19 protein-coding genes are annotated in these 22,856 nt (G+C 72.7%); 15 read left to right on the forward strand and 4 right to left on the reverse strand.

The window, feature by feature from the left end:
- Window positions 1-2 precede the first annotated feature (2 nt).
- From IE260_RS12700 to IE260_RS12720, 5 genes are all read left to right on the forward strand, one after another.
- Window positions 3-872 (forward strand): arylamine N-acetyltransferase family protein, encoded by an 870-nt coding sequence (locus IE260_RS12700; RefSeq protein WP_189871063.1) that lies wholly within the window; start codon window positions 3-5, stop codon window positions 870-872.
- A gap of 117 nt (window positions 873-989) precedes the next feature.
- Window positions 990-1,871 (forward strand): YceI family protein, encoded by an 882-nt coding sequence (locus tag IE260_RS12705; protein WP_189871065.1) that lies wholly within the window; start codon window positions 990-992, stop codon window positions 1,869-1,871.
- A gap of 33 nt (window positions 1,872-1,904) precedes the next feature.
- Window positions 1,905-2,159 carry a hypothetical protein gene (locus IE260_RS12710; protein WP_189871067.1) on the forward strand — a complete coding sequence of 85 codons (255 nt, stop codon included), beginning with the start codon at window positions 1,905-1,907 and terminating at the stop codon, window positions 2,157-2,159.
- 99 nt (window positions 2,160-2,258) lie between these two features.
- Window positions 2,259-3,248: a DNA polymerase III subunit delta gene (gene holA, locus IE260_RS12715; RefSeq protein WP_189871069.1), complete on the forward strand. Its 990-nt coding sequence runs from the start codon at window positions 2,259-2,261 to the stop codon at window positions 3,246-3,248.
- A gap of 196 nt (window positions 3,249-3,444) precedes the next feature.
- Window positions 3,445-3,840 carry a nuclear transport factor 2 family protein gene (locus IE260_RS12720; protein WP_189871071.1) on the forward strand — a complete coding sequence of 132 codons (396 nt, stop codon included), beginning with the start codon at window positions 3,445-3,447 and terminating at the stop codon, window positions 3,838-3,840.
- A 222-nt stretch (window positions 3,841-4,062) separates the two neighbouring features.
- Here the strand turns inward: IE260_RS12720 and rpsT are convergent, their stop codons facing one another.
- A complete protein-coding gene (gene rpsT, locus IE260_RS12725; protein ID WP_010042013.1) occupies window positions 4,063-4,329 on the reverse strand; it encodes a 30S ribosomal protein S20 in 267 nt (88 codons plus the stop codon).
- Window positions 4,330-4,559: 230 nt separating this feature from the next.
- On the opposite strand from rpsT, the gene lepA reads away from it, so the two are divergent.
- The 4 genes from lepA to hemW all read left to right on the forward strand — a co-directional run bounded on the left by lepA (window position 4,560) and on the right by hemW (window position 12,380).
- On the forward strand, window positions 4,560-6,428 hold the full coding sequence (gene lepA, locus IE260_RS12730) for a translation elongation factor 4 (RefSeq protein ID WP_189871073.1): 1,869 nt from the start codon (window positions 4,560-4,562) through the stop codon (window positions 6,426-6,428).
- Window positions 6,429-6,677: 249 nt separating this feature from the next.
- Window positions 6,678-8,555, forward strand: a complete 1,878-nt coding sequence (locus tag IE260_RS12735; protein ID WP_189871075.1) for an AMP-dependent synthetase/ligase — start codon at window positions 6,678-6,680, stop codon at window positions 8,553-8,555.
- Window positions 8,556-8,900: 345 nt separating this feature from the next.
- Entirely contained in the window at window positions 8,901-11,108 is a 2,208-nt protein-coding gene (locus IE260_RS12740) for a SpoIIE family protein phosphatase (RefSeq protein ID WP_189871077.1), read from the forward strand.
- Window positions 11,109-11,147: 39 nt separating this feature from the next.
- Window positions 11,148-12,380, forward strand: a complete 1,233-nt coding sequence (gene hemW, locus IE260_RS12745) for a radical SAM family heme chaperone HemW (RefSeq protein ID WP_189871079.1) — start codon at window positions 11,148-11,150, stop codon at window positions 12,378-12,380.
- A 185-nt stretch (window positions 12,381-12,565) separates the two neighbouring features.
- On the opposite strand, the gene IE260_RS12750 is transcribed toward hemW, so the two are convergent.
- Both IE260_RS12750 and IE260_RS12755 read right to left on the reverse strand, forming a co-directional pair.
- The gene (locus tag IE260_RS12750) at window positions 12,566-13,369 is read right to left on the reverse strand and encodes a DUF3097 domain-containing protein (RefSeq protein ID WP_189871081.1); all 804 of its coding nucleotides are present in this window, start codon (window positions 13,367-13,369) and stop codon (window positions 12,566-12,568) included.
- 34 nt (window positions 13,370-13,403) lie between these two features.
- On the reverse strand, window positions 13,404-14,129 hold the full coding sequence (locus IE260_RS12755) for an MBL fold metallo-hydrolase (protein WP_189871083.1): 726 nt from the start codon (window positions 14,127-14,129) through the stop codon (window positions 13,404-13,406).
- Window positions 14,130-14,291: 162 nt separating this feature from the next.
- Between IE260_RS12755 and hrcA the strand changes: the two genes are divergently transcribed.
- The 4 genes from hrcA to IE260_RS12775 all read left to right on the forward strand — a co-directional run bounded on the left by hrcA (window position 14,292) and on the right by IE260_RS12775 (window position 18,530).
- Window positions 14,292-15,308 (forward strand): heat-inducible transcriptional repressor HrcA, encoded by a 1,017-nt coding sequence (gene hrcA, locus IE260_RS12760; RefSeq protein ID WP_189871086.1) that lies wholly within the window; start codon window positions 14,292-14,294, stop codon window positions 15,306-15,308.
- Window positions 15,309-16,442 (forward strand): molecular chaperone DnaJ, encoded by a 1,134-nt coding sequence (gene dnaJ, locus IE260_RS12765; protein WP_189871088.1) that lies wholly within the window; start codon window positions 15,309-15,311, stop codon window positions 16,440-16,442.
- Window positions 16,443-16,704: 262 nt separating this feature from the next.
- A complete protein-coding gene (locus IE260_RS12770) occupies window positions 16,705-17,790 on the forward strand; it encodes a nitronate monooxygenase (RefSeq protein WP_189871089.1) in 1,086 nt (361 codons plus the stop codon).
- Window positions 17,787-18,530, forward strand: a complete 744-nt coding sequence (locus tag IE260_RS12775; RefSeq protein WP_189871091.1) for a 16S rRNA (uracil(1498)-N(3))-methyltransferase — start codon at window positions 17,787-17,789, stop codon at window positions 18,528-18,530. Before IE260_RS12770 ends, IE260_RS12775 begins: the two co-directional genes overlap by 4 nt.
- Here the strand turns inward: IE260_RS12775 and IE260_RS41640 are convergent.
- Entirely contained in the window at window positions 18,501-18,713 is a 213-nt protein-coding gene (locus tag IE260_RS41640; RefSeq protein WP_229880719.1) for a hypothetical protein, read from the reverse strand. The genes IE260_RS12775 and IE260_RS41640 overlap by 30 nt on opposite strands.
- A 295-nt stretch (window positions 18,714-19,008) precedes the next feature.
- On the opposite strand from IE260_RS41640, the gene IE260_RS12785 reads away from it, so the two are divergent.
- Both IE260_RS12785 and IE260_RS12790 read left to right on the forward strand, forming a co-directional pair.
- A complete protein-coding gene (locus tag IE260_RS12785; protein WP_189871093.1) occupies window positions 19,009-19,548 on the forward strand; it encodes a hypothetical protein in 540 nt (179 codons plus the stop codon).
- Window positions 19,549-19,621: 73 nt separating this feature from the next.
- Window positions 19,622-22,828, forward strand: a complete 3,207-nt coding sequence (locus tag IE260_RS12790) for a S41 family peptidase (RefSeq protein WP_189871095.1) — start codon at window positions 19,622-19,624, stop codon at window positions 22,826-22,828.
- Window positions 22,829-22,856 lie beyond the last annotated feature (28 nt).

The following is a 22,856-nucleotide window of genomic DNA, read 5'->3' on the forward strand; positions in this document are numbered from 1 at the left end:
CCATGAAACCCGCACAGGTTGATGCCTATCTCCGCCGTCTGGGAGCCGAGTACCCGGCGTGGCCCACCGTCGACGTCCTGCGCGAGCTGCACCTGCGCCATCTGCGGACCGTCCCGTTCGAGAACCTGTCCGTCCATCTGGGCGAGGAGATCGTGCTGGAGGAGACGCGGCTGCTGGACAAGGTGGTGGGCGCGCGACGGGGCGGGTTCTGCTACGAACTCAACGGCGCCTTCGGAGCGTTGCTCACGGCTCTGGGCTACGAGGTCACGCTCCTCGCGGCCCGGGTGTACGGCGACGGGGGCCGGCTCGGCATCCCGTACGACCACATGGCGCTGCTGGTGCGGACGGTGGACGGGGGCGACTGGCTGGCCGACGTGGGCTTCGGGGCGCACAGCCACCTGCCGCTGGCATTCGGGGAACGGGGCGAGCAGGAGGACCGCGGGGGCGCGTTCCGGATCGTCGAGGCGGGTCCGGACGCGGCCGGGGTACGCGGCGGACACGACTCGGCACGGGCCGCGGACCTGGACGTACTGCGCGACGGGAAGCCCGTGTACCGGGTGGAGCTGCGCCCGCGGGTGCTCGGCGACTTCGTGGCCGGGGCGTGGTGGCACAGCACCTCCCCCCGGTCCCACTTCCTGCAGTCGCTGGTCTGTTCACGCCTCACCGATGAGGGAGGACGGATCACCCTCAGCGGCCGCAGACTCACGCTGACGACCGTGGACGGGGAGCGGGAGGTGCGCGAGCTGGCGACGGACGAGGAGGTGCTCGCGGTGTACCGGGACCGCTTCGGCATCGGCCTGGACCGTGCACCGGCCGTGCGTAATCCCGACGCGTTCGGTCAATTCGGGCCACAGGGTGCTACTCATGCGTAGTCCCAGCACATGTGCCGGATTCCCGTGATGTGGGCCCGTGTTGCCTCGAAAGCCCCAACGGTGATCGAATGCATCACCGGTAATGGGTGTTCTCACGTCGGGCAGAGGGTGTCGTAGATGATCGGCCGCTGGCTGGAAAGCCGAACGAAGCGGATGCAACGGACGGGTCCTCTGGCGGCGGTGCAGACGCCGCCGGACGCGGGAGTGCTGAGCTGCCGGGTGCTCGATCCGGTCAACGAGCCGGTGAGGAACGCGGAGTTCGCGATCAGCGACACCATGGGGCGCAAGGTGGTCGGCGGCGGGACGGACCCCTTCGGGTCCTTCGTGGCCACGGTGCCGGCGGGCGAGTACCGGCTCGCGGTGTCCGCCGAGGGGTACACGCCCTACCGGGCGGCGGCCACCGTCACCGAGAACTCGCTCGCCTCGCTCGGCGACGTGACCTTGCAGGTGGCCCAGCCGCCGGAGCTGCCCGCCCCGGGCGACTGGGAGATCGAGCCGGCGCACTCCTCGATCGCCTTCACCGCGCGGCACATCGGACTGGCCCGGATCCACGGCCGCTTCAACTCCTTCGCGGGGGCGGTGCGGATCGCCGACGAGATGGAACGGTCCGCGATGCACGTGGTGATCGACGCGGCGTCCATCGACACCAACGTGAGGATGCGCGACGACCACCTGCGGTCGGCGGACTTCCTGGACGTGCAGCGATTCCCGACCCTGGAGTTCTACAGCGACCGGTTCGTGCACCGCGGCGGCAACCGCTGGGCCGTCACCGGGGCGCTGTCGCTGCACGGTGTGACGCGCACGGTCACGCTCGACACCGAGTACCTCGGACTCGGCAACGGCATGGAGGGCGAGGTGCGGGCGGCCTGCCGGGCCACCACCGAACTCCACCGCGACGACTTCACGGTGAGCTGGCAGACCATGCTGGCCCGCGGTATCGCGGTGGTCGGACCGAGTATCCGGATCGGCCTCGACGTGCAGATCGTGCCCAAGGGCTGACCTGGCGGTCCGCTTCCCGCGCGGTGTCCGACAATGGCTCCCGTGAGTGACGTGAGACATGTGCTGGTGCTGCCCGACCGCGAGGCCGCGGAAGAGGTGGCTCAGGCGCTGGGCGAGCGGTTCGGCGTCGACGAGGAGCCGCGGCTCGTCCGGGACGCCCTGGCCGGCGAGGACGACGCCGAGGACGCCCAGTGGCTCGTCGTCCTGCGGGACGAGGGAGAACGGCTGGACCCGGGCGAGCTGGACGAGTTCGCGGCGGAGTGGGACGGCTGGCGCGAGGAGCCGTAGCCGTCGTGCCCGCGGTGGCGGGGGAGCGCCCCGTGCGGCCGCGTGCGCGCTCCGCGCGGGCGGGACGCGTTGTCAGTGGCGCGTGCGATGCTTGTCGCGATGGCCAGGAAGACTGCGAACGACGACCCTCTCGCCCCGGTGACCCTCGCCGTGGGCCAGGAGGACCTCCTGCTCGACCGTGCCGTGCAGGAAGTGGTGGCCGCCGCGAAGGCCGCCGACGCCGACACGGACGTACGCGACCTCACCCCGGACCAGCTGCAGCCCGGCACGCTCGCCGAGCTCACCAGCCCGTCGCTCTTCGCGGAGCGCAAAGTCGTGGTCGTACGCAATGCGCAGGACCTGTCCGCCGACACGGTCAAGGACGTGAAGGCCTACGTCGGAGCGCCCGCCGAGGAGATCACCCTCGTGCTCCTGCACGCGGGCGGAGCCAAGGGCAAGGGCCTGCTGGACGCCGCACGCAAGGCGGGGGCGCGGGAGGTGGCCTGCCCGAAGATGACCAAGCCCGCCGACCGGCTGGCCTTCGTCCGGGCGGAGTTCCGCACCACCGGGCGGTCGGCCACGCCGGAGGCGTGCCAGGCACTGGTCGACGCGATCGGCAGCGACCTGCGGGAGCTGGCGTCGGCGGTGTCCCAGCTGGTCGCGGACGTCGAGGGGACGATCGACGAGGCGGTCGTCGGGCGGTACTACACGGGACGTGCCGAGGCATCCAGCTTCACGGTCGCCGACCGGGCGGTCGAGGGGCGGGCGGCGGAGGCGCTGGAGGCGCTGCGCTGGTCGTTGGCGACCGGGGTGGCGCCGGTGATGATCACCAGCGCGCTGGCGCAGGGCGTGCGGGCGATCGGCAAGCTGTCGTCCGCGCGCGGTGGCCGTCCCGCCGACCTCGCCCGTGAGCTCGGCATGCCGCCCTGGAAGATCGACCGCGTGCGGCAGCAGATGCGCGGCTGGACACCCGACGGTGTCTCCGTGGCCCTGCGGGCGGTCGCCGAGGCGGACGCCGGAGTGAAGGGCGGGGGCGACGATCCCGAGTACGCCCTGGAGAAGGCGGTCGTGACCATCGCCAGGGCAGCGCGGTCGAGGGGACGGGGCTAGGGGCGGGCCAGGGGCTGTCCGGCGCACTCCCGCCGTCCGCCCGTTCGGCGGGCCCACGGTGTCCGGTGCGTGCGCGACCGGACGGCGTCTGAGTGCCCCTGGCGGGGCCGGTGGGCCGTTCGCCGTGGCCGTGCGGGGGAGGAGAATCGGAAGTGTCAGCCGACATCGCCCACACGGCAGAAAGGTGGCGATCGGCATGGTCGAGCACCCGCACGCAGCGCTCGTCCGCAAGGGCTACGAGGCCTTCTCGCGCGGGGACATGAACGCCCTGCGGGAGCTGATGGCGAAGGACGCCACGCACCATGTGCCCGGCAGTCATCCGCTGTCGGGCGACTACAAGGGCCAGGACGCGATCATCGCGATGTACGGGCGGCTCGCCGAGGAGACGAACGGCACGTTCCGCGTCGAGCTGAGCAGCATCGCCGTCGACGGCCGGGGTCACGCGGTCGGCGTGAGCCGGTTCACCGCCGAGCGGAACGGCATGCGTCTGGACCAGACCGGATGCATCGTCTTCCGGATCGTCGGGGACAAGGTCACGGACCTCGACGAGTGCGTGGAGGACATGGAAGCGAGCAACGGCTTCTGGTCGTAGGAGAACCGCACCCCGCCGGTTCCGCGCACCAGGTCGCGACAAGCCGAAGGTCCCGCCGCCCGACCCCGGGAAAGGGCGGGACGGCGGGACCCACGGATGAAGCTGCTGGATCCGCGCCCGCGTGGCGAACGCAGGCCGCGCGCGGATCCTCGGGTGCCGGTCGGGAGCGGATGAGAGAGGGCCCGCCCTGGGTCCTTCCGGCGGTCAGACCAGATAAAGGGTTCAGCCCTTGAGGGCGGCGACCTTCTGAGCCAGCGCCGACTTCTTGTTGGCGGCCTGGTTCTTGTGGATGACGCCCTTGGAGACGGCCTTGTCGAGCTGACGCGCGGCAGCGCGCTGGTACTCGGTGGCCTTCTCGACGTCGCCCGCGGCAGCGGCCTCACGAGCCTTGCGGATCGCGGTCTTCAGGGAGGACTTGACGGCCTTGTTGCGCAGCCGAGCCTTCTCGTTGGTCTTGATCCGCTTGATCTGGGACTTGATGTTCGCCACGAATGAGCCTTTTCAGGTTCTGGCACAGGACCGCACGGGACCCGTACCGATGATTTCTTGAAGACGTGCCTCGCGCTGAGAGGGCATGAGACACAGCCCCCCACACTACCAGCGGCCCATTCAGTGGCCCAAACCCGTCCCAGGTCCCCGCCCGTGGGACCATGGAAGCTACGTGACGATCCGACCCGAGACCGCAGACACTGCGGACGCCTCAAGAATCAGGACCCTGCGTGCCCGCGACCCCTAGCCATGTGCCCGAGCCGAGCCGTACCGACCCGGCTCTGATCCGCAACTTCTGCATCATCGCGCACATCGACCACGGCAAGTCCACGCTCGCCGACCGGATGCTCCAGCTGACCGGTGTGGTCGAGCAGCGGCAGATGCGCGCCCAGTACCTCGACCGCATGGACATCGAGCGCGAGCGCGGCATCACGATCAAGTCCCAGGCGGTGCGATTGCCGTGGGCCCCCACCCACGACAAGGGCAACACGCACATCCTCAACATGATCGACACCCCGGGGCACGTCGACTTCACCTACGAGGTCTCGCGGTCGCTCGCCGCGTGCGAGGGGACCATCCTCCTCGTCGACGCCGCCCAGGGCATCGAGGCGCAGACCCTCGCCAACCTCTACCTGGCGATGGAGAACGACCTCACGATCATCCCCGTGCTGAACAAGATCGACCTGCCGGCCGCGCAGCCCGAGAAGTTCGCCGAGGAACTGGCCAACCTGGTCGGCTGCGAGCCGGACGACGTGCTCAAGGTCTCCGCGAAGACCGGCCTCGGCGTCGAGGACCTGCTCGACAAGGTCGTCGCCGAGATCCCGGCCCCGGTCGGCGTCAAGGACGCGCCCGCCCGCGCGATGATCTTCGACTCGGTCTACGACTCCTACCGCGGTGTCGTGACGTACGTCCGTGTCATCGACGGTCAGCTGAACAAGCGCGAGCGCATCCGGATGATGTCCACCGGCGCCACGCACGAGCTGCTGGAGATCGGCACCAACTCGCCGGAGATGCTGCCCGCCGACGGTCTCGGCGTCGGCGAGGTGGGATACCTCATCACCGGTGTGAAGGACGTCCGCCAGTCCAAGGTCGGTGACACCGTCACCAGCCAGCAGAAGGGCGCCGAGGAGGCGCTCGGCGGGTACAAGGACCCCAAGCCCATGGTGTTCTCCGGGCTGTATCCGCTGGACGGCTCGGACTACCCCGAACTGCGCGAGGCGCTGGACAAGCTCCAGCTCAACGACGCCGCGCTGGTCTACGAGCCGGAGACCTCCGCCGCCCTCGGCTTCGGTTTCCGCGTCGGCTTCCTCGGCCTGCTGCACCTCGACGTGATCCGTGAGCGGCTGGAGCGTGAGTTCGGGCTCGACCTGATCGCCACCGCGCCCAACGTGGTCTACCGCGTGGTCATGGAGGACGGCTCCGAGCACACCGTCACCAACCCGAGCGAGTTCCCCGAGGGCAAGATCAACGAGGTCTACGAGCCGGTCGTGCGCGCCACGATCCTCGCGCCGACCGAGTTCATCGGCTCGATCATGGAGCTGTGCCAGACCCGGCGCGGCACCCTGCTCGGCATGGACTACCTCTCCGAGGACCGGGTGGAGATCCGCTACACCCTCCCGCTCGCGGAGATCGTCTTCGACTTCTTCGACCAGCTGAAGTCCAAGACCCGCGGCTACGCCTCGCTGGACTACGAGCCCACCGGCGAGCAGACCTCCAGCCTGGTCAAGGTCGACATCCTGCTGCACGGCGACAAGGTGGACGCCTTCTCGGCGATCACCCACAAGGACCAGGCGTACGCGTACGGCGTCCGGCTCGTCGCCAAGCTGAAGGAGCTCATCCCGAGGCAGGCCTTCGAGGTGCCGGTCCAGGCCGCCATCGGTTCCCGGGTGATCGCCCGCGAGACCATCCGCGCCATCCGCAAGGACGTCCTCGCCAAGTGCTACGGCGGTGACATCTCCCGTAAGCGGAAGCTGCTGGAGAAGCAGAAGGAAGGCAAGAAGCGGATGAAGATGGTGGGTTCCGTGGAGGTTCCGCAGGAGGCCTTCATCGCCGTTCTCTCCAGTGATGACAGCGCGGGTTCGGGCAAGGGCAAGAAGTAATCGCGCACTGTCCCGCCCACACGCGGCAAAGCGGACACCAAGGGGCCCGTCGTACAAAAGTGCGGCGGGTCCCTTCGTGTGCACCCGGTCTCCCTTCGTAGGAAGTGACAGGGCGCGGAGTCTTACGCGCAGGCCGGTCGCCCTTTACTCTGATGCCTGCTCGATAGTTACTCGTGAGTTAAACAATCGCCCGAGAGTGAACCCAGCCGCACCTGAGCCAGCCGCACCGTCGCGGGCCCGGAGGATGTCGTGAGCGACACACAGACACTGATCGAGAACCGTCCGCCCTCCGTGGCGGGACTCTTCCTGGAGCGCGTGGCGGCCACGCCGGACGCGGAGGCGTACCGCTACCCCGTGCCGCCGGCTTCCGGCGAGGGCCCGGACGACTGGAAGTCGCTGAGCTGGGCGCAGGCCGCCGAGCGGGTCTACGCGATCGCGGCGGGTCTGATCGAACTCGGAGTGCAGCCCGAGCAGCGGGTGGCGCTGGCCTCCTCCACCCGGATGGAGTGGATCCTGGCCGACCTCGGCATCATGTGCGCCGGCGCGGCGACGACCACGGTCTATCCGCAGACCAACGCCGACGAGTCGGCGTACATCCTGTCCGACTCCGAGAGCAGGGTGCTCATCGCGGAGGACGCCGCCCAGCTGGCCAAGGCGAGGGAGAAGCGCGGCGAGCTGCCCGACCTGACCCACGTCGTGGTGATCGACGCCACCGGCGCCGACACCGGCGAGGACTGGGTGCTGACCCTCCAGGAGCTCGAGAGCCGCGGCGCCGCCCGTCTGGAGAAGGACCCGCAGCTGATCAAGGAGCGGGTCGGTGCGATCACCAAGGACCAGCTCGCCACCCTCATCTACACCTCCGGCACCACCGGCCGGCCCAAGGGTGTCCGCCTGCCGCACGACAACTGGTCGTACATGGCCAAGGCGATCGCCGCGACCGGCCTCGTCACCGGCGACGACGTGCAGTACCTCTGGCTGCCGCTCGCGCACGTCTTCGGCAAGGTGCTGACCTCCGGCCAGATCGAGGCCGGTCACGTCACCGCCGTCGACGGCCGCGTCGACAAGATCATCGAGAACCTTCCGGTCGTCCAGCCGACCTACATGGCGGCCGTACCCCGCATCTTCGAGAAGGTCTACAACGGCGTCGCCGCCAAGGCCCGGGCCGGCGGCGCGGCCAAGTACAAGATCTTCCAGTGGGCGGCGGAGGTCGCCCGGGAGTACGCCAAGGTCACCCAGGACAACTTCAAGCGCACCGGCACGCGCACCGCGCCCTTCGGGCTGTCCACCAAGCACAAGGTCGCCGACGCCCTCGTGTACGCGAAGATCCGCGAGGCGTTCGGCGGACAGCTGCGGGCGTGCGTGTCCGGCTCGGCCGCCCTCGCGCCGGAGATCGGGTACTTCTTCGCCGGCGCCGGCATCCACATCCTGGAGGGCTACGGCCTCACCGAGTCCTCCGCCGCGTCCTTCGTGAACCCCGGCGAGGCGTACCGCACCGGCACCGTCGGCAAGCCGCTGCCCGGCACCGAGGTGCGCATCGCGGACGACGGCGAGATCCTGCTGCGCGGCCCCGGCATCATGCAGGGCTACCACAAGCTGCCCGAGAAGACCGCCGAGGTCCTGGAGCCGGACGGCTGGTTCCACACCGGCGACATCGGCGAGCTCTCGCCCGACGGCTACCTGCGCATCACCGACCGCAAGAAGGACCTCATCAAGACCTCCGGCGGCAAGTACATCGCGCCGGCCGAGGTCGAGGGCCAGTTCAAGGCGGTGTGCCCGTACGTCTCCAACATCCTGGTGCACGGCGCCGACCGGAACTTCTGCACCGCGCTCATCGCCCTGGACGAGGCCGCCATCCTGGAGTGGGCGAAGGAGAACGGACTGCAGGGCAAGCCGTACGCGGAGGTCGTCGCGGCACCCGCGACGGTCGAGCTGATCGACGGCTACGTCAAGCAGCTCAACGAGGGCCTGCAGCGCTGGCAGACGGTCAAGAAGTTCCGGCTGCTGCCGCGGGACCTCGACGTCGAGCACGGGGAGATCACGCCGAGCCTGAAGCTGAAGCGGCCCGTCGTGGAGCGGGAGTACAAGCACCTGATCGACGAGATGTACGAGGGGACGCGCGAGGCGTAGGAAGCCGGCGCAGGCAGGAGGAGCCCCTCGCCGTCGGCGACCGCGGTTCCTCACCCCACGTGCACAGCGCCGGCGGGCCGGGCTCGGACGCGCCCGGCCCGCCGGCGCGCCCGTGAGGCCGCCGGCCCGGGCACCGGCCCTCGCGGCGAGCGGAACGCGCGGGCCGGACGCGCGGGCCGGGCGATCGGATCCGTCCGTCTTCCGGTCCGTCATCGGGCATCCGTGTAGCACGGTTCTCACTCATCGCGGCCCACTTCGGTAACTCCGTGCTTATGGGCGCGGTCGGTCTGTCACTCTGTCGGCAAACGACTGCGCGTATGCGCACGAACTGCCCGGGGAGCTTCCATGGGGGCCATTCCGACGCAACGGGAGACCGTCTCCCGTGCCAGTGGGGTGCCTGCGCACGCCTCGGATGAGCCTGCGCGGGAGTGCGCGCGGGCGCATGCGGTGCTGCCCGGCAGCTCTCTCGCTCCGGGCGCCGCCCGCGCGCTGGTGCGGGAGGCCGTCGCCGACTGGGCCGGCCTCGGACTGCCCGGCACCGAGCACCTGACCGACCGCCTCACCGACGACGCCCAGGTGGCGGTCAGCGAGCTGGTCACCAACGCCGTCGTCCACGCCGGCACCGAGGTCGAGGTGGTCTGCCGGCTGGAGGAGACCGGCGCGCTCGTCATCGAGGTCGCCGACCACCACCCGTCGCGCGCACCGCGCGGCGCCGACTCGGAGACGCCGTACGAGACGCCCGAGTACGGGCGCGGGCTGCGGCTCGTCGCCACACTCTCCGAGGCCTGGGGCATCACCTACCGCACGGGCACCAAGACGGTCTGGGCGCGGTTGCCGGCCGAGGGCGGCGAGGTCGCCGAGCAGATCGAGACGTACGCCGAGGAGCGCGCCCTGGAGCGGGACCTGCGGGTCGCCGAGATCCTGGCCCCGGAACCGCCCGGGGACACCCGGGCCGAGCGGGGCCGGCGCAGCGGGCGCCGCCGCCGGGGCCGGGAGGGCAAGGGGGACGGTTCGCCCGTGCCGGCCGCCCCCGGGGACCACCTCGGCCCACCGGTTGCCCAGGACAACCGCCCGGCCGTTCCGCCCGCCCCCGGGGACCGCACGGGGCCAGCGGTTGCCCCGGACGACCGCCCGGCCGTTCCGCCCGCCCCCGAGGGCCTCCAGGAGCCGGACGGGCCGGACGCACCGGAGGACCTGCGGGACTGGCCGGACTGGTCCGACTGGCGGGGCGTCCGCGACCGGGAGTGGCTGGGCCGCGGTGCCCTCTCCTTCCTCGCCGAGGCCTCCGACCTGCTCGCCGGGCAGCTCGACGAGGACCTGGTCGCCTCCCTCACCGGGCAGCTGATCGTGCCGCGCCTGGCCGACTGGTGCGCGGTGTGGCTGGAGGACGAGTCACTTGGCCGCGGCGCCTGGAGCGACGACCCCGGCACGGCGGTGGGGTCGCGGCTCGCCCGGGTCTGGCACGCCAGTGAGAGCCGCATCGAGGACCTGCGCCGCGCCCTGGAGAAGGACCCGCCGCGCCCGCACGACCCGTGGAACTCCGGACCCGTCGACCACCCCTGGCCGGGCGGGGCGCTCGGTCCGCGGGGGACGCACGGCTCGGCGCTCGCCTACCGTCTGGTCGCGGGCGGCCGGCCGCTGGGCACCCTGGTCATCGGGCGGTCCGGCGCCCGCTTCCCCGACGAGATCACCGGTCTCGTCGAGGACCTCAGCCGCCGGGTGGCGCTCGCCATCGGCGCCGCCCGCCAGTACGCCCGGCAGGCCACCATCAGCGCCGTCCTCCAGCGCGGCCTGCTGCCCGGCGCGGTCGCCGAGATCCCCGGGGTGCGCAGCGCCCTCGTCCACGAGCCGCGCGACAAGGGCGGCCCGAGCGGCGACTTCTACGACCTCTTCCCGGCCGGCGACGGCCGCTGGTGCTTCGCCGTCGGCGACGTCCAGGGCAAGGGTCCCGAGGCCGCCGTCGTCATCGGGCTCGCCCGGCCCTGGCTGCGGCTGCTGGCCCGCGAGGAGTACGGCGTCCCGGACGTCCTCGACCGCCTCAACCAGCTCCTCCTGGACGACGCGACCGAGGCCGCGGACGCCGCCGCCCGCGCGCTGGTGGCCGCCGGGGGCAGCGCCGTCGCGCACGGTGACGGACCGCAGACCCGCTTCCTGTCCCTGCTGTACGGCGAGCTGGTCCCGGTCGACGGCGCGGTCCGCTGCACCCTCGCCTCCGCCGGACATCCGCTGCCGCTGCTCCTCGGGCCCGACGGGACGGTCCGCACGGTCGCGCAGCCCCAGACCCTGCTCGGGGTCGTCGAGGACGCGACGTACACCAGCGAGACGTTCGAGATGCGGTCCGGCGACACGCTGCTGTGCGTCACGGACGGCGTCACCGAGCGGCGCTCCGGCTCCCGTCAGTTCGACGACGGGGACGGGCTGGCCGCGGCGCTCGCCGGGTGCGCGGGGCTGGACGCGGAGCTGATCGCCGAGCGCATCAGGCGGCTGGTGCACGAGTTCGGCGCCCGCCCGCCGGAGGACGATCTGGCGCTGCTGGTGCTCCAGGCGGAGTGACGGCCGGGGGTACGAGGCGGGTGCGGGACAATGGAACGCATGCCCTCCGCACTCCCCGACGGCGAACCCGTCCCCGCCGACGGCGCCCTGCCCGCGTCCGCGCTGGCCGGGGCCGCAGGCCGCCCCCTCGGCTTCTATCTGCACGTCCCGTACTGCGCGACCCGCTGCGGCTACTGCGACTTCAACACCTACACCGCCACCGAGCTGCGCGGCACCGGCGGCGTGCTCGCCTCCCGCGACAACTACGCCGAGACCCTGACCGACGAGATCCGCCTGGCCCGCAAGGTGCTCGGCGACGACCCCCGCGAGGTCCGCACGGTCTTCGTCGGCGGCGGTACGCCCACGCTGCTGGCCGCCGGCGACCTCGTGCGGATGCTGCGCGCGATCCGCGACGAGTTCGGCCTCGCGGCGGACGCGGAGGTGACGACGGAGGCCAACCCCGAGTCGGTGGACCCGGCCTACCTCGCCACCCTGCGGGAGGGCGGCTTCAACCGGATCTCCTTCGGCATGCAGAGCGCCAAGCAGCACGTGCTGAAGGTGCTGGACCGCACCCACACGCCGGGACGCCCGGAGGCCTGCGTGGCGGAGGCCCGCGCGGCCGGCTTCGAGCACGTCAACCTCGACCTGATCTACGGCACACCCGGCGAGTCCGACGACGACTGGCGGGCCTCCCTGGACGCCGCGATCGGCGCCGGACCGGACCACGTCTCCGCCTACGCCCTGATCGTGGAGGAGGGCACCCAGCTGGCCCGGCGCATCCGGCGCGGCGAGGTCCCGATGACCGACGACGACGTCCACGCCGACCGGTACCTGATCGCCGAGGAGACACTGTCCGCGGCGGGCTTCGACTGGTACGAGGTGTCGAACTGGGCCACCTCGGACGCCGGCCGCTGCCTGCACAACGAGCTGTACTGGCGCGGCGCCGACTGGTGGGGCGCGGGACCCGGCGCCCACAGCCACGTGGGCGGGGTGCGCTGGTGGAACGTGAAGCACCCGGGCGCGTACGCGTCTGCGCTGGCGGCGGGGCGGTCGCCGGGCGCGGGACGGGAGGTCCTGACGGACGAGGACCGGCGGGTGGAGCGCATCCTGCTGGAGCTGCGACTGCGGGAAGGGGTTCCTTTGCCGCTGCTGCGTGAGCAGGGGCTCGCGGCGTCGCGGCGGGCGCTGTCGGACGGGCTGCTGCAGGAGGGCCCGTACGAGGAGGGGCGTGCGGTGCTGACGCTGCGCGGGCGGTTGCTGGCGGATGCGGTGGTGCGGGACCTGGTGGACTGAGGCGTTGGCCCGGCGTCGGGGCTGAGCCGGGGGCGCGCGGTCCGGCGCTTGCTGGGTGCCGCCGTGCCGCCCCTGGGGGTACATCCCAGGCCGTTCAGCACTGGGGGAGGCACGACTGCCCGCAGCTACGCGGGCACGACCGCAGCGCGGCAACGCAGGCACGAATGCCCGCGGGCCGGTGCGGGCTACGCCGGTGCCGTCACGAAGTCGATCAGTTCCTCCACGCGGCCCAGCAACGCCGGCTCCAGGTCCTTGTACGACCGCACCCGCGACAGGATCTGCTGCCAGGCGGCCCCCGTGTTCTCCGGCCAGCCCAGCGCCCGGCACACCCCCGTCTTCCAGTCCTGCCCGCGCGGCACCCGAGGCCAGCCGGCGATGCCCAGCGACGCCGGTTTCACCGCCTCCCAGATGTCGATGAAGGGATGGCCCACCACCAGCGCGTGTTCGCTGGTCACCGACTCGGCGATCCGCCACTCCTTCGTGCCCGGCACCAGGTGGTCCACCAGGACGCCGAGGCGGGCGTCCGGGCCGGGGCCGAACTCCTCGACGACGGCCGGCAGGTCGTCCACGCCCTCCAGGTACTCCACCACCACGCCCTCGATGCGCAGGTCGTCGCCCCAGACCCGCTCGACCAGCTCGGCGTCGTGCCGGCCCTCGACGTAGATGCGGCCGGCCCGCGCCACGCGCGCGCGTGCGCCGGGGACGGCGACGGAACCGGACGCCGTCCGGGCGGGCCGTACCGGGCCCGAGGCTGACCTCACGAGCGTCACCTCGCGGCCCTCCAGCAGGAAGCCGCGCGGCTGGAGCGGGAACACCCGGCGCTTGCCGAAGCGGTCCTCCAGGGTCACCGTGCCCGCCTCGCAGCCGATCACCGCGCCGCAGAAACCGGTGCCGGGCTCCTCCACCACCAGGCCGGGCTCGGCCGGAACCTCGGGCACCGGCCGCGGCTTCTTCCACGGAGGGGTCAGGTCGGCGGAGTACTGGCGCATTCTGACGACGATACGAGGATTTGGTACGCGGTGATCAGCGCGACACGCCGAAACGGACCGCCAGGGCGTCGCGCTGCGCCCGGACGAACGCCGCGTCCACCACCGCGCCGTGACCGGGCACGTACAGCGCGTCCTCGCCGCCCAGGTCGAGCAGCCGGTCGAGCGCGGCGGGCCAGTGGGACGGCACGGCGTCGGGTCCCGCCTGCGGCTCACCGGACTCCTCGACCAGGTCGCCGCAGAAGACGACCTCCGGCTCGCCGGGCACCAGCACGGCCAGGTCGTGGCCGGTGTGTCCGGGGCCCACGTTGGCCAGCAGGACCTGCCGGCCGCCGCCCAGGTCCAGCGTCCACTCGCCGCACACCTGGTGACGGACGGGCGCCAGGGCGTCCACCGCCTCCTCCGCCCGGCGCGCGTCCAGGCCATGGGCCACCGCGTCCGCCCGCAGCTCCTCCCGGCCCCGCGTCAGCACCGCGTCCACGCCCACCGCGCCGAACACCTCGGCGCCGGCGAAGGCCCCCGCGCCGAGGACGTGGTCGAAGTGGGGGTGGGTGAGCGCGAGATGCGTCACACGGTGACCGGCGAGTTCCTGCGCCCGCGTACGCAACCGCGCGCCCTCGCCGAGGCTCGACCCGGCGTCGATCACCAGCGCCGCGCCGCCGCCCACCACCAGCCCCGCGGTGCAGTCCCACACCGGCAGCCGGCACCGTCCCACTCCGGCCGCCACCCTCTCCCATCCCAGGTCTTCCCAAGTCACCGTCATGACGGCGACGCTAACGGTGGGACACCCCCGGGCGCGGCAGCGCGGGCCCGGCCTTGCCCGGTGCGTACCCCACGGCCGTACACTGGGCCGGGGAAGTCTGGCACTCGCACACGCAGAGTGCCAGGGAGAACACCGGGCGGACGACTTCTGGAGGTGTGCGCGATGCTCAGTGAACGCAGGCTCCAAGTGCTGCGCGCCATCGTCCAGGACTACGTCGGCACCGAGGAGCCCGTGGGCTCCAAGGCCCTCACCGAGCGGCACAACCTCGGCGTCTCCCCGGCCACCGTGCGCAACGACATGGCGGCCCTGGAGGAGGAGGGGTTCATCGCCCAGCCGCACACCAGCGCGGGGCGCATCCCGACCGACAAGGGCTACCGGCTCTTCGTCGACAAGCTGGCGGGCGTCAAGCCGATGACCGCGCCCGAGCGGCGCGCCATCCAGAACTTCCTCGAGGGCGCCGTCGACCTCGACGACGTGGTGGCCCGGACCGTGCGGCTGCTCGCGCAGCTGACCCGGCAGGTCGCCGTCGTGCAGTACCCCTCGCTGACCCGCTCGACCGTGCGGCACGTGGAGCTGCTCTCCCTGGCGCCCGCGCGCCTGATGCTCGTGCTGATCACGGACACCGGGCGGGTCGAGCAGCGGATGGTCGACTGCCCGGCGCCCTTCGGCGAGGCGTCCCTCGCGGACCTGCGCGCGCGGCTCAACAGCCGGGTCGCGGGCCGCCGGTTCACGGACGTGCCGAGCCTGGTGGAGGATCTGCCGGAGGCGTTCGAGGCCGAGGACCGCGGTACGGTCTCGACGGTGCTCTCCACTCTCCTGGAGACGCTGGTCGAGGAGAACGAGGAGCGGCTGATGATCGGCGGCACCGCCAATCTGACCCGCTTCGGGCACGACTTCCCCCTCACGATCCGGCCCGTCCTGGAGGCGCTGGAGGAGCAGGTCGTGCTCCTCAAGCTGCTCGGCGAGGCGAAGGATCCGGGCGTGACCGTCCGTATCGGTCATGAGAACGCCCATGAAGGACTCAACTCCACGTCCGTCGTGTCGGTGGGCTACGGTTCGGGCGGCGAGGCGGTTGCCAAGCTCGGCGTGGTCGGACCGACCCGCATGGACTACCCGGGAACGATGGGAGCGGTACGCGCAGTGGCACGGTACGTCGGACAGATCCTGGCGGAGTCGTAGGTGGCCACGGACTACTACGCCGTACTCGGCGTGCGCCGCGACGCGTCCCAGGACGAGATCAAGAAGGCTTTCCGGCGGCTCGCACGCGAGCTGCACCCGGACGTCAATCCCGATCCGAAGACGCAGGAGCGGTTCAAGGAGATCAACGCCGCCTACGAGGTGCTGTCGGACCCGCAGAAGAAGCAGGTCTACGACCTCGGCGGCGACCCGCTGTCCCAGGCCGGCGGCGGCGCGGGCGGCTTCGGCGCGGGCGGCTTCGGGAACTTCTCGGACATCATGGACGCGTTCTTCGGCACGGCGTCGCAGCGCGGGCCGCGCTCGCGCACGCGCCGCGGCCAGGACGCGATGATCCGCATCGAGGTCGAGCTGGACGAGGCCGCGTTCGGCACGACCAAGGACATCCAGGTCGACACGGCGGTCGTCTGCAACACCTGCAACGGCGAGGGCGCGGCCCCGGGCACGTCGGCCCAGACCTGTGACATGTGCCGCGGCCGCGGCGAGGTCTCCCAGGTCACCCGGTCCTTCCTGGGTCAGGTCATGACCTCCCGCCCCTGCCCGCAGTGCCAGGGCTTCGGCACCGTGGTCCCGACCCCGTGCCCGGAGTGCGCGGGCGACGGCCGGATCCGCTCCCGCCGCACGCTGACCGTGAAGATCCCGGCCGGTGTCGACAACGGCACGCGGATCCAGCTCGCGGGCGAGGGCGAGGTCGGCCCCGGCGGCGGCCCCGCCGGCGACCTGTACGTCGAGATCCACGAGCTGCCGCACCCGACCTTCCAGCGTCGCGGCGACGACCTGCACTGCACGGTCACCATCCCGATGACGGCGGCGGCCCTCGGCACCAAGGTGCCGCTGGAGACCCTCGACGGCATGGAGGAGGTCGACATCCGCCCGGGCACCCAGTCGGGCCAGTCGATCCCGCTGCACGGCCGGGGCGTCACCCACCTGCGCGGCGGCGGCCGGGGCGACCTCATCGTCCACGTCGAGGTGACGACCCCCACCAAGCTCGACCCCGAGCAGGAACGCCTGCTGCGGGAGCTGGCCAAGATGCGCGGCGAGGAACGGCCGCAGGGCCAGTTCCAGCCCGGGCAGCAGGGGCTGTTCTCGCGGCTGAAGGACGCGTTCAACGGTCGGTGACCGGGTGATCCGTGCCTCGCGTCGGCCTGCCGGTGCGGGACGGCCGCGGGGTCTTCCGGGTGTCCGGGGGCGCGCCCCCGGGCGGCAGGCATTGTCCTCGCCGCCGGAGGATGCGTTCAACGGTCGGTGACGGGCACCGGTGGGCACCCCCCGGGACCCGTTCGACGGTCGCTGACGGGCCCGTCGCGGAGCGGATGCTCCTGGCGTATGCCGACGGAAGCCCGGATTCGGACTTGTTCGGAGGACGTGACAACATGCCGTCATGTCCTCCGCGCTGACCGATCTCTTCCCCAGGCCGATCGTGCAGGCTCCCATGGCGGGCGGCGTCTCCGTGCCGCAGCTCGCCGCCGCCGTCTGCGAGGCCGGCGGGCTGGGGTTCCTGGCCGCCGGGTACAAGACCGCGGACGGGATGTACCAGGAGATCAAGCAGCTCAGGGGGCTGACGAACCGCCCCTTCGGCGTCAACCTCTTCATGCCGCAGCCGGAGACGGCCGACCCTGCCGCCGTCGGCGTCTACGCCCACCAGCTGGCCGGCGAGGCCGCCTGGTACGAGACGGAGCTCGGCGACCCCGACTGCGGCCGTGACGACGGCTACGAGGCCAAGCTCGCGCTGCTGCTGGACGACCCCGTGCCGGTGGTGTCGTTCCACTTCGGCGTCCCGAGCCGCGAGGTCGTCGACTCCCTGCACCGCGCCGGCACCTTCGTCCTGGTCACCGCCACCACTCCGGAGGAGGCCCGGGCCGTCGAACGGTCCGGTGCCGACGCGGTGATCGCGCAGGGCGTGGAGGCCGGCGGACACCAGGGCACACACCGGGACGATCCGGAGACGGACGGTGCCGGGACCGGGCTGCTGACGCTGGTGGCCCAGGTGCGCGAGGCGGTGAGCCTGCCCGTCGTCGCCGCCGGCGGCATCATGCGCGGCGGTCAGATCGCCGGGGTGCTCGCGGCCGGCGCGAGCGCGGCCCAGCTCGGCACCGCGTTCCTCGCCACCCCCGAGTCCGGGGCGCACGCGGTGCACAAGCAGGCGCTGACCAACCCCCTGTTCGTCCGGACCGAACTGACCCGCGCCTTCTCCGGACGCCCGGCCCGGGGCCTGGTCAACCGCTTCCTGCGCGAGCACGGCCCGTACGCGCCCGCCGCCTACCCGGAGGTCCACCACCTCACCGCGCCGCTGCGGAAGGCGGCGGCGAAGGCGGGCGACGCACAGGGCCTGGCGCTGTGGGCGGGGCAGGGCCACCGGATGGCCCGGGAACTGCCCGCCGGTCAGCTGGTGGAGGTGCTGGTGGCCGAACTCGCCGCCGCCGGGACAGCGTTGTCGGGCTACACGACGGGAGGTGCGGGCCGATGACGGCACCGGTGTTCGTGGTGGACTCCCTCGACGACCTCCCGGGCGGCCAGTACGTCCTCGACGGCCCGGAGGGGCGGCACGCGGTCTCCGTGAAGCGGCTGCGGCCCGGTGAGGACGTCGTCCTCACCGACGGGCGCGGACGCTGGGCGGAGGGCGTCGTCAAGGCGGCGGAGGGCAAGGACCGCCTGGTCGTCACCGACCTGGAGAGCGTGCACGAGGAGCCCCCGGAGCAGCCCCGCATCACGGTCGTCCAGGCCCTGCCCAAGGGCGACCGCGGCGAGCTGGCCGTGGAGACGATGACCGAGGTCGGCGTCGACGCCATCGTGCCGTGGGCCGCGTCCCGCTGCATCACCCAGTGGAAGGGCGACCGGGGCCTGAAGGCGCTCGGCAAGTGGCGGGCGACGGCCCGGGAGGCCGGCAAGCAGTCCCGCCGGGTCCGCTTCCCCGAGGTCGCCGACGCGGCGACGACCAAGCAGGTCGCCTCGCTGCTGGCCGGCGCCGATCTCGCCGCCGTGCTCCACGAGAGCGGCGACGAGCCCCTGGCCGCCGCCGAACTCCCGGCCTCCGGCGAGATCGTGCTGGTCGTCGGGCCCGAGGGCGGGGTGTCCCCGGAGGAGTTGGCGGCCTTCGAGGAGGCCGGCGCGAAGCCCTACCGGCTGGGGCGCAGCGTCCTGCGCACCTCCACCGCGGGGACTGCGGCGACGGCCGTGCTACTGGCCCGCACCGGCCGCTGGTCCTGACGGAGCGTCGGCGTCCGGCCGGTCGCCCGGGGACGCCACGGCCGGGAAGAGGCCCCAGCCGTCCAGTTCCACCGGACGGCCGCCGGCCGCGGGCAGCGGCCCGCGCCGCCCGGCCTCCTCGGCCAACGCCCGTACGACACCGGGTTCGCGCAGGTTGAGCAGGTTGCCGCGGCCGTCGCCCACGCAGCCCTCGAACCAGAGCCGGCCCTCGGAGGTGTACCGGCCCGAGCCCGGTCCGCCCGCGCGGAAGACGAACCGGACGCGGACGCCGTCGCGGTACAGCGTGAGGGCGTCGCGCCAGACGCCGTCACGGCCCCTTTTTCTGCCGGTGGCTCCAGGGACACGTGGTCCGTCCGTCCATGACGAGCCTGTGCTGCCTGCGGTCGTTTCCCGTCCCGTCCGAAGGTGGTCCCTAGGTGGTGCGGAGTGGCCGTATGCGCCCTACCGCGAGGCTCCCGCCGGTGGCAGTCTGCCGTCCATGGGGGTATTGAGGAGCATTTGGCGGCGGTCACGCGCACCGCGGTCGGTTCTGGTGGCCGGGAGCGCGGTCGTCGCCGTCGGCGGTCTCGTCGCCTGCGACCCCGCCGGGCTCAGTTCCGCGTCGGTGGCGTACACGACCGATCGGACCGTGACGCGGGAACTCGAGCGGCAGAAGGCGGAGGTGAGGTGGCTCACCTGCACCGCCTCCTACGGCGACGACGGCGCCACCGCCTCGGCGGACGAGGACACCGTCGCCTCCGTCGACTGCCGGGGCGAGACCGACGACGGGCAGGACATCACCGTCGACGGCAAGGTGACCCGCGTGGTCGAGGGCGCCTGCGTCCGCGGCGACCTGACCGCGAAGGTCGACGGCAAGGAGTGGTTCCGCGTCCAGGGGCTGGGCGACTGCGACGCCACCACCGCGCCCCCCGCGCGGACGCCCACCCGCGGGCAGCCCGGGCCCACCGTCACCGTGACCGTCACCAGGACCGTCTGGTGCGACGCCTATCCCAACTGCAGGCCCGTGCAGGGCAAGTAGGCCCGGCCGCCGTGACGCCGGCAAGTGATCCAAACCTCTGTCGGCGAACGCCGCCCCTGCATAGGGTGAGGGGGTGACACAGCCCGCAGCGCCTGCCTACCTCCGGTTCCCCCACCCGCACGGCGAGTTGGTCGCCTTCACCGCCGAGGACGACGTGTGGCTCGCCCCGCTCGACGGCGGCCGGGCCTGGCGGGTCAGCGCCGACAACGTGCCGGTGAACCACCCGCGCATCTCGCCCGACGGCACCACCGTCGCCTGGACCTCCACCCGCGACGGCGCCCCCGAGGTGCACGTCGCGCCCGTCGACGGCGGCCCCGCCAAGCGCCTCACCCACTGGGGCAGTCCGAAGACGCAGGTGCGCGGCTGGACGCCCGAGGGACAGGTGCTCGCCCTCAGCACGTACGGGGAGGCCAGCCTGCGCCGTACCTGGGCCCGTGCCGTCCCGCTCGACGGCGGACCCGCCGCCACCCTGCCGTACGGGCCCGTCGGTGACATCGCGTACGGGCCGCACACCGTGCTGCTGTCCGCGCCGATGGGCCGCGAGGCCGCCTGGTGGAAGCGGTACCGGGGCGGCACGGCGGGCAAGTTGTGGATCGACGCCCAGGGCGACGGCGAGTTCGTCCGGCTGCACGAAGACCTCGACGGCAACGTCGAGTACCCCTTCTGGGCCGGGGACCGGGTCGCGTTCCTCTCCGACCACGAGGGCACCGGCGCGCTCTACTCCTCCCTCGCCGACGGCTCCGACCTGCGCCGGCACACCCCCCTCGACGGCTTCTACGCCCGGCACGCCGCCACCGACGGCACCCGCGTCGTGTACTCCTCCGCCGGTGAACTGTGGGTCCTGGACGACCTGGACGGGGCCGAGCCCCGCCGGCTGGACATCCGGCTCGGCGGACCGCGCGTCGACCTCCAGGCGTACCCGGTCAACGCCGCCCGCTGGTTCGGCTCGGCGTCCCCCGACCACACCGCGCGCGGCAGCGCCGTCGCCGTACGCGGTGGCGTCCACTGGGTCACCCACCGCTCCGGACCGGCCCGCGCCCTCGCGGCGCAGCCCGGCGTACGGGCCCGGCTGCCGCGCACCTTCCGCGCCGAGGGCGAGGAGTGGGTGGTGTGGGTGACCGATGCCGAGGGCGACGACGCCCTGGAGTTCGCGCCCGCCACCGGCCTCGCGCCCGGCGCCACCCCGCGCCGCCTCGCCGCCGGACAGCTCGGCCGGGTCCTGTCGCTCGCCATGGCCCCCGACGGCAGCCGCGCCGCCGTCGCCTCCCACGACGGGCGGGTCCTGCTCGTCGAGCGGGAGACCGGCGAGGTGCGCGAGGTCGACCGCAGCGAGGACGGCGACGCCTCCGGGCTGGTCTTCTCGCCGGACTCCGCCTGGCTCGCCTGGTCGCACGCCGGCCCGGACCCGCTGCGCCAGCTCAAGCTCGCCAACACCACCGACCTGTCGGTCACCGAGGCGACCCCGCTGCGCTTCAAGGACTACTCGCCGACGTTCACCCTGGACGGCAAGCACCTCGCCTTCCTGTCGACCCGGTCCTTCGACCCGGTCTACGACGAGCACGTCTTCGACCTGGCCTTCGTCGAGGGCGCCCGCCCGTACCTGATCACGCTCGCCGCGACCACCCCCTCGCCGTTCGGCCCGCAGCGCCACGGCCGCCCCTTCGAGACCCCGGACCGCGAGGAGACCCCCGACAGCGAGGGCACCCCCACCACCCGGATCGACCTCGAGGGCCTCGCCGACCGCATCGTGCCCTTCCCGGTCGAGGCCGCCCGCTACTCCCGGCTGCGCGCGGCCAAGGACGGCGTCCTGTGGCTGCGCCACCCGGTCACCGGCGTCCTCGGCGCCTCCCGGGCCACTCCGGACGACCCGGACCCGCACACCGAGCTGGAGCGCTACGACCTCGCCCAGCAGCGCGTGGAGCACCTCGCCGCCGACGCCGACCACTTCGAGGTCAGCGGCGACGGCAAGCGGGTGCTGCTGTGGACCGACGGACGGCTCAAGGTCGTGCCCAGCGACCGCCGGGCCTCCGGCGACGAGGACAGCGACACCAACATCACCGTCGACCTGAGCCGGGTACGGCAGACCGTCGACCCGGCCGCCGAGTGGCGGCAGATGTACGACGAGACCGGCCGCATCATGCGGGACAACTTCTGGCGGCCGGACATGAACGGTGTCGACTGGGAGGGCGTCCTGGACCGCTACCGGCCCGTCCTGGACCGCCTCGCCACCCACGACGACCTCGTCGACCTGCTCTGGGAGGTGCACGGCGAACTCGGCACCTCGCACGCCTACGTCACCCCGCGCGGCGGCCACGGCGGCGGCGCCCGGCAGGGCCTGCTCGGCGCCGACCTCTCCCGCCACGAGGACGGCAGCTGGCGCATCGACCGCATCCTGCCCTCGGAGACCTCCGACCCCGAGGCCCGCTCCCCGCTCGCCGCGCCCGGAGTCGCCGTCCGCGCCGGGGACGCGATCGTCGCGGTCGCCGGACAGCCCGTCGACCCGGTCACCGGGCCCGGCCCGCTGCTGGTCGGCACAGCCGGCAAGCCGGTCGAGCTCACCGTCTCCCCGTCCGGCGGCGGAGACCTGCGGCACGCCGTCGTCGTACCGCTCGCCGACGAGGAGCCGCTGCGCTACCACGCCTGGGTCGCCGACCGCCGCGCCTACGTCCAGGAGAAGTCCGGCGGCCGGCTCGGCTACCTCCACGTGCCCGACATGGTCGGCTCCGGCTGGGCCCAGCTCCACCGCGACCTGCGCGTCGAGGTCACCCGGGACGGCCTGGTCGTCGACGTCCGCGAGAACCGCGGCGGCCACACCTCCCAGCTGGTCGTGGAGAAGCTGGCCCGGCGGATCGTCGGCTGGGACCTGCCGCGCGGCATGCGGCCCACGAGCTATCCGCTGGACGCGCCGCGCGGCCCGGTCGTCGCCGTCGCCAACGAGTTCTCCGGGTCCGACGGCGACATCGTCAACGCCGCGATCAAGGCGCTCGGCATCGGTCCGGTCGTCGGCACCCGTACCTGGGGCGGCGTCGTGGGCATCGACAGCCGTTACCGGCTGGTCGACGGGACGCTGATCACCCAGCCCAAGTACGCCTTCTGGCTGGAGGGCTACGGCTGGGGCGTGGAGAACCACGGCGTCGACCCGGACGTCGAGGTGCCGCAGCGCCCCCAGGACCACGCGGCGGGCCGTGACCCCCAACTTGACGAGGCCATCCGCATCGCGCTGGCCGCACTGGAGGAGACGCCGGCGAAGACGCCGCCCAGCCTGCCCGCCTCTGACTGAGGCACCCAGTCGATACGATGCCCGGTAG

Origin of the sequence: Streptomyces viridiviolaceus (genome assembly GCF_014650995.1) — a bacterium.
In the GTDB taxonomy this organism is placed as follows: Bacteria; Actinomycetota; Actinomycetes; order Streptomycetales; family Streptomycetaceae; genus Streptomyces; species Streptomyces viridiviolaceus.